The organism is Janthinobacterium sp. Ant5-2-1, assembly GCF_001445815.1.
In the GTDB taxonomy this organism is placed as follows: Bacteria; Pseudomonadota; Gammaproteobacteria; order Burkholderiales; family Burkholderiaceae_D; genus Janthinobacterium; species Janthinobacterium lividum_E.
This window is the reverse complement of the sequence record NZ_LNCE01000049.1, coordinates 78118-84702: the sequence shown is the minus strand read 5'-3', so window position 1 is coordinate 84702 and position 6585 is coordinate 78118. Positions and strand designations below refer to the sequence as shown.

Genomic DNA, 6585 nt, shown 5'->3' with positions numbered 1-6585 from the left:
AGGGCCTGGGTCGGTGCGAGCACGGTAGTGCTCTATCCACTTCACGGACTGTGTGATGCCGCCGAAGGGAAAGAAATGCAGGCTGACCTTGCCATGGGCTTCTGTCAGCCCGGCGGCCAGGCGTTCGACAAACAGATCCGGCCCCGCCGTGCCGAACAGCTTGCCGATGGAAACGCCGTACTTGGACCACATCGATGCGCAGGCGCCCACGCCGCACACCGCGGCATAGCGCGCCAGCACCGCGATGCTCGCGGGGCCCGGCACGCCCACGCGCACGGGATGGTTGATGCCACGCGCGCGCAGCGCTTCCAGCCACGTCAACACGACGTCGGCATCAAAAGCGAATTGCGTGACGATCAAGGGCGCCATGCCGCGCTTTTCGATGCTGTGGCACTTGCGTTCAAGCACCTCCCACTGTTCAGCCTTGCTCATCACCGGATGGCCTTCCGGGTGGCCACCCACGCCGATCACTTGCATGCCCGCGCGTTCGAAAACGCCTGTGTCGATCAGCGCGGCACTGTCGAAAAACGGCCCCATCGGGGTCGATGGATCGCCAGCGATGACGAAGCAGCGCTCGACGCCCGCTTCAGCGGCCGCGCGCTGCACGAAGGACTCCAAGTCCGCGAGCGAAGCGATACGGCGCGCAGACAAGTGCGGCATGGGCTCAAAGCCCAGCCTGCGCACGGCCCGCGCCGCGGCCAGCCGCGCGTCGTCATCCTCGCGTGCCAGGTAGGGAATGGCAATGGTGGACCCGGGCAATATCCGCGGCGCCACCGCGCTCAAAGCAGCAATGTCCTTCGTACTGGCTTCCAGGGAATAGGCGTGCGTGATGTTGTTGGCGGGCTTGCGTATATTGTGATGCATCAACGGTTGTACCTTAGCTTCCTTGCGCCATGGCGATGAAGGCCTTCACGTAGTCGATGGCGGTGTCCGTCTCGCGGGCCCCCAGGAAAATCTGCTTGGCGATGCCGCGCGGGCCCAGCCGCACAGGCACCACATCCATCTTGGCAGCATATTCCTCGACCAGCCAGCGCGGCAGGGCGGCCACGCCGCGGCCGCTGGCCACCATCTGCAGCATGATGTCGGTCGTTTCGATGGCTTTGTGGCGCTTGGGCGTGACGCCGGCGGGCAACAGGAACTGGTTATAAATGTCCAGGCGCTCAATGTCCACGGGGTAGCTGATCAGCACTTCCTGGGTCAGTTGCTGCGGCTTCACATAGGCCGCCGACGCCAGGGCATGGCCCTTGGCCACGACCAGCACTTGCTCGTAGTCGAACACGGGCTCGAATGCCAGCCCCGGCTTGTACAGCGGGTCGGGCGTGACCAGCAGGTCGATCTCGTAACCGAACAGCGCGCCGATCCCGCCGAACTGGAACTTTTGCTTGACGTCCACATCCACGTCGGGCCATGCGGCCAGATAGGGCGACACCACCTTGAGCAGCCACTGGTAGCAAGGATGGCATTCCATGCCGATGCGCAGCGCGCCGCGCTCGCCCTGCGCGAACTGGCCCAGGCGCTCTTCGGCCAGGTCCAGTTGCGGAAGCACCCGGTTCGCCACCGCCAGCAAGTACTGGCCGGCCTGCGTCAGGCGCAGGTTGCGCCCTTCGCGCAGCCAGACGTCGGTGCCCAGTTGCTGCTCCAGCTTCTTCATGCTGTGGCTCAAGGCCGACTGGGTCAGGTTCAGCACGCCTGCGGCGGCCGTCAAAGACCCTTGTTTCTCGACTTGCTGGACGATGCTGAGGTGGATGCGTTCAAGCATTGAAATGAGCCATATTCATGGATGTATGAAATAAGACCATTATACTTCATCGATCCGCCCCGTTATCATCCCTACCCTTGCTGCTGACATTTGTCGGCCCGCCCGCATCACCCTTATGAAAGCAAACATGACACGTCCACTGCGCTTAGTTGCCGTTTCCGGCGGGCTGCAACGCCCTTCCAAGGCTGCAGCCCTGGCCGAGCACCTGATGGACCTGATCGCCGATGAAGTGCTGTGCGAACAACGCCTGGTCGAACTGGGCCAACTGGCGCCGCAGCTTGCGGGCGCAGTCTGGCGCTCGCAATTGCCCGAAATGGTCGAGCGGGAATTGGCAGCGGTCGAGCAAGCGGACATCCTGGTGGTGGCAACCCCGGTCTATCGTGGCTCGTACACGGGACTGTTCAAGCACTTCTTTGACTTCATTGACCAGGACGCCTTGACCGACAAGCCCGTCTTGCTGGCGGCCACCGGCGGCAGCGAGCGCCATGCCCTGATGATCGACCACCAGTTGCGCCCGCTCTTCAGCTTTTTCCAGGCACGCACATTGCCGCTGGGCGTCTACGCGACCGACAAGGACTTTACCGACTACCGCCTGCAGGATGAGGCCTTGATCCAGCGCGCCACTTTGGCGGTCCAGCGGGCCTTGCCCTTGATCGGCTTGACGCGCCATGCGAGATCTGCCACCGCTGAAGAGCTGGTCGCGGCCTGAGAGGCATCACGACGGTCAATCAACACATTCATCTTTTTGCAGAAATCAGGACAGATCACCATGAGCAAAGACTTTGTATTCAGCATCAAGAGCATTATCTTCGATGAAAACTATCACCCATCGGACAGCACGCGCCTGACAACCAACTTTGCCAATCTGGCCCGGGGAGAGCGTCGCCAGGAGAACTTGCGCAATACCTTGAAGATGATCGACAGCCGCTTCAACAACCTGGCGCACTGGGATAATCCGACCGCAGACCGCTACTCGGTGGAACTTGAAATCATTTCCGTCGCGTTGAATATCGATGCAGAAGGCGACAATATTCCATTGATCGAGATATTGAAGCCAAATATCATCGACAAAAAAACCAATGAGCGCATCGATGGCATCGCCGGGAATAACTTCTCTTCCTACGTGCGCGATTACGACTTCAGCGTGCTGCTGCCAGAGCACAATAATAATAAATCCACGTTTGGCACGCCGGACAATTTCGGCGATTTCCATGGCAAGCTGTTCAAGCACTTTGTCAGGTCAAACACCTATAAAGAGCACTTCAGCAAGCCGCCCGTTATCTGCATCAGCGCCTCGAGCAGCAAGACCTATCAGCGCACTGAAAACCAGCACCCCATCCTGGGTGTCGAGTACCAACAAAATGAGTTCTCGTCGACGGATGAATATTTCGAAAAAATGGGGATGCAGGTGCGCTACTTCATGCCGCCGAACAGCTCCGCACCGCTGGCTTTTTATTTTATCGGCGACCTGCTGGCCGACTACAGCAATCTTGAACTGATCGGTACCATCAGCACGATGGAAACGTTCCAAAAGATCTACCGGCCGGAAATTTACAACGCCAATTCCGCGGCAGGGAAGTTGTATCAGCCCAGCTTGAAGAACCAGGATTATTCGTTGACGCAAATTGTCTATGACCGGGAAGAGCGCAGCCAGCTGGCTGTCAAACAAGGCAAATATACGGAAGAGCACTTCATCAAGCCATACAAGAATATTCTTGAACAATGGTCTGCGAATTACGCGCTCTGATTAAAAAAATAAACGAAAGCATTCATCATGAAAAAATTATTGCCTACTTCCACTGCCGGCAGTTTGCCCAAACCTTCCTGGCTGGCGCAGCCTGAAAAACTGTGGTCGCCGTGGAAATTGCAGGACGAGGAATTGATCGAGGGCAAACAGGATGCTCTGCTTTTGTCACTGCAGGAACAGCAGCACGCAGGCATCGATATCGTCAGCGATGGCGAGCAGACCCGCCAGCATTTTGTCACCACGTTTATCGAGCATCTGAGCGGCGTGGATTTTGACAAACGCGAGACCGTCAGGATCCGTGACCGCTACGATGCGAGCGTGCCGACCGTCGTGGGCGCCGTGAGCCGCCCGAAGCCGGTGTTTGTGGAAGACGCCAAGTTTTTACGCCAGCAAACTACGCAGCCGATCAAATGGGCGCTGCCAGGTCCGATGACGATGATCGATACGCTGTATGACAGCCATTACAAGAGCCGTGAAAAACTGGCCTGGGAATTCGCCAAGATCCTCAATCAGGAAGCGAGGGAATTGGAGGCGGCCGGCGTCGATATCATCCAGTTTGACGAACCCGCATTCAATGTCTTCTTTGATGAGGTCAATGACTGGGGGATTGCCACCCTGGAAAGGGCGATCGAAGGACTCAAATGCGAAACGGCCGTGCATATTTGCTATGGCTACGGCATCAAGGCCAATACGGACTGGAAAAATACGCTGGGCTCCGAATGGCGCCAATATGAAGAGTCTTTCCCGAAGCTGCAGCAATCGAATATCGACATCATATCGCTGGAATGCCACAACTCGCGTGTGCCCATCGACCTGATTGAACTCATTCGCGGCAAAAAAGTGATGGTCGGCGCCATCGACGTGGCATCCAATACCATTGAAACGCCGGAAGAAGTGGCCAACACCCTGCGCAAAGCGCTGCGCTTTGTCGATGCCGACAAACTCTACCCGAGCACCAACTGCGGCATGGCGCCCTTGGCTCGCCAGGTAGCAAGAGGCAAACTGAATGCGCTCAGCGCTGGCGCGCAAATCATCCGGAGAGAGCTTTCCTAGTCGGCTGGTGAAGTTATGCCTGCGCCTAAGCCAGGCGCAGCAGCATCGTTCGCAAGCGCTTCGCCATCCGTGCCCGCAAGGCTGGGTTCAGCAGCGGCGCCACCTGCTCAAAAGTATTGTCGATGCGCACCAGCAGGGCATCGACATAATCTTCCGCCTTCCCGCGTGTGGCGAAGCCGAAACGGGTCACATCGAGCAGCATGGCGTCGCGCGTGATGTCGCGGCGGCCGGCGGATTGTCGTCTTTAATTGGAAGAGTATGAACGCTGCAGTTGATTTTTAAAGTGAACATAAAACTGAATTTAATACGATTAAATTCAATCTTATGTTCATGTGATCCGTCGTCGCGCTATTCTAGAATTCCTCCCACTGGGCCGGCGCGCAGGCGCGTTGCGGTGCCGCTGCCACGGCCGCGCGCATTGCCGTGCCGGCCGCTGGCCGCACGGCAGGCGTTGGCAAGGTCGCCGCTGGCACGCCGCCCAGTTTAAATACGCTCACCACCTGCGCCAAAGTCGCCGCCTGCTCCTGCATGGCAGCCGCCGCGGCCGCCGACTCTTCCACCAGGGCCGCGTTTTGCTGGGTGACGTTGTCCATCTCGCTGATAGCCTGGTTGATTTGCTCGATACCGGCCGTCTGTTCCGCGCTGGCCGAGGTGATTTCTTCCATAATGTCGGTAACGCGGCGCACGCTGTCGACCAGGTCGGTCATGGTGTTGCCGGCTTGATGCACGAGCTCGCTGCCGGCCGCCACGCTCCGGGTCGAGTCGTCGATCAGGGTCTTGATTTCCTTGGCCGCCGCTGCCGAGCGGTGCGCCAGGCTGCGCACTTCCGTGGCCACGACGGCGAATCCCCGGCCCTGCTCGCCCGCGCGTGCCGCTTCCACGGCCGCGTTCAAGGCAAGAATGTTGGTCTGGAAGGCGATGCCATCAATGACGCCGATGATGTCCGCGATCTTGCTCGACGAGGCGTCGATTTGCCGCATGGTCGCCACCACTTGCGCGATGACGGCGCCGCCGCGCTGCGCCACCCCGGAGGCCGTGTCGGCCAGCACATGCGCCTGGCGCGCATTGTCGGCATTCTGTTTGACGGTCGAGGTCAGTTCTTCCATGGAGGAGGCGGTCTCTTCCAGCGAGCTGGCTTGCTGCTCCGTGCGCGCAGACAGGTCCAGGCTGCCCGCCGCCACTTCGGACGAGGCCGAGGCGATCGTTTCCGTGCCGGCGCGCACCGTGCCCACCGTTTGCGCCAGGTTGTCGTTCATGCGCTTGAGCGCCTGCAACAACTGTCCCATTTCATCGCGCGACTGCGCCGTGATCTGACTGCTCAGATCGCCCGCGGCCACCGTGTTGGCCACCTGCAGCGCCGTGGCGACGGGGCCGGTGATCGAGCGCGTGATGCCATACGCCAGCGCCGCCGCGATGGCCAGCGCCGCCAGCGACATGCCGATCAGCAAGGTGCGCGTGTTGGCATACGTGGCATTGGCATTGTCTCCCGCCGTGTTGGCCAGGGTGTTTTGCAAGCTGATTTGTTCAGCAATCAATTGCTTGTAGACGAGCAAGACGGGGCGCAGCTGGCCGTACAGGTAGGCGCTGCTATCGTCCGGCGTGCCGCTCCTGATCAGTTCCAGCAAGGCCTCCTGCCCTTGCACATAGCGTGTGTTGGCGTCGTTCATCTTGGCCAGCAGCGCGCGTTCACGGTCGGAATCGAGGATGTTCGCGAGCTTGCCGAGATTGCCGGCTGCCGCCTGGCGCGCGGCCAGGATGGCGTTCGTTTGCTTGCGCTGGTCGGCCGGATCGGCGCTGAGCATCATGTTGCGCAGGGCAATGGCGATGTCGTTGATGTTGGCCGAGACGCTGTTGGCGAGCTCAATCTTCGGCATGCTGTCATGCACGATATGGCCGGTGCCCTGGTTGATCTTGCCCAGCATGGCAATGCCCAGGCAGGAGATGATGATCAGCATGGCGCCGATGGCGCCAAAGCCCACTGCGAGGCGGGTGCCGATGGTCAGGTTGGATAAAAACTTCATGGCGG

The 6585-nt window shown here is 59.7% G+C and carries 7 protein-coding genes; 3 read left to right on the top strand and 4 right to left on the bottom strand.

The genetic code is table 11. From position 1 onward, the window contains the following. Both ASN89_RS16970 and ASN89_RS16965 read right to left on the bottom strand, forming a co-directional pair. Positions 1-864 (bottom strand): methylenetetrahydrofolate reductase (locus ASN89_RS16970; RefSeq protein ID WP_058050108.1); only part of this gene is annotated, 864 nt, incomplete at its 3' end. Positions 865-877: 13 nt separating this feature from the next. Beyond that, positions 878-1759: a LysR family transcriptional regulator gene (locus ASN89_RS16965; protein ID WP_058050107.1), complete on the bottom strand. Its 882-nt coding sequence runs from the start codon at positions 1757-1759 to the stop codon at positions 878-880. Positions 1760-1886: 127 nt separating this feature from the next. Between ASN89_RS16965 and msuE the strand changes: the two genes are divergently transcribed. The 3 genes from msuE to ASN89_RS16950 are packed head-to-tail and all read left to right on the top strand — an operon-like array spanning position 1887 to position 4559. After that, positions 1887-2468 (top strand): FMN reductase, encoded by a 582-nt coding sequence (msuE, locus tag ASN89_RS16960; RefSeq protein WP_046681825.1) that lies wholly within the window; start codon positions 1887-1889, stop codon positions 2466-2468. Between the two features lie 60 nt (positions 2469-2528). Continuing rightward, positions 2529-3506: a DUF1852 domain-containing protein gene (locus ASN89_RS16955; RefSeq protein WP_058050106.1), complete on the top strand. Its 978-nt coding sequence runs from the start codon at positions 2529-2531 to the stop codon at positions 3504-3506. A 27-nt stretch (positions 3507-3533) separates the two neighbouring features. Continuing rightward, positions 3534-4559: a methionine synthase gene (locus ASN89_RS16950; RefSeq protein ID WP_058050105.1), complete on the top strand. Its 1026-nt coding sequence runs from the start codon at positions 3534-3536 to the stop codon at positions 4557-4559. 25 nt (positions 4560-4584) lie between these two features. Here ASN89_RS16950 and ASN89_RS29035 read toward each other — a convergent pair whose 3' ends face one another. Both ASN89_RS29035 and ASN89_RS16945 read right to left on the bottom strand, forming a co-directional pair. Then, a complete protein-coding gene (locus tag ASN89_RS29035; RefSeq protein ID WP_160309263.1) occupies positions 4585-4761 on the bottom strand; it encodes a hypothetical protein in 177 nt (58 codons plus the stop codon). Positions 4762-4912: 151 nt separating this feature from the next. After that, positions 4913-6580, bottom strand: coding sequence for a methyl-accepting chemotaxis protein (locus ASN89_RS16945; RefSeq protein ID WP_058050104.1), 1668 nt, complete (start codon positions 6578-6580; stop codon positions 4913-4915). Positions 6581-6585 lie beyond the last annotated feature (5 nt).

Bases quoted from the DNA above. Each gene is read 5' to 3' on its own strand.
- ASN89_RS16965 (WP_058050107.1), bottom strand. From the start codon at position 1,759: ATGCTTGAACGCATCCACCTCAGCATCGTCCAGCAAGTCGAGAAACAA.
- msuE (WP_046681825.1), top strand. From the start codon at position 1,887: ATGACACGTCCACTGCGCTTAGTTGCCGTTTCCGGCGGGCTGCAACGC.
- ASN89_RS16955 (WP_058050106.1), top strand. From the start codon at position 2,529: ATGAGCAAAGACTTTGTATTCAGCATCAAGAGCATTATCTTCGATGAA.
- ASN89_RS16950 (WP_058050105.1), top strand. From the start codon at position 3,534: ATGAAAAAATTATTGCCTACTTCCACTGCCGGCAGTTTGCCCAAACCT.
- ASN89_RS29035 (WP_160309263.1), bottom strand. From the start codon at position 4,761: ATGCTGCTCGATGTGACCCGTTTCGGCTTCGCCACACGCGGGAAGGCG.
- ASN89_RS16945 (WP_058050104.1), bottom strand. From the start codon at position 6,580: ATGAAGTTTTTATCCAACCTGACCATCGGCACCCGCCTCGCAGTGGGC.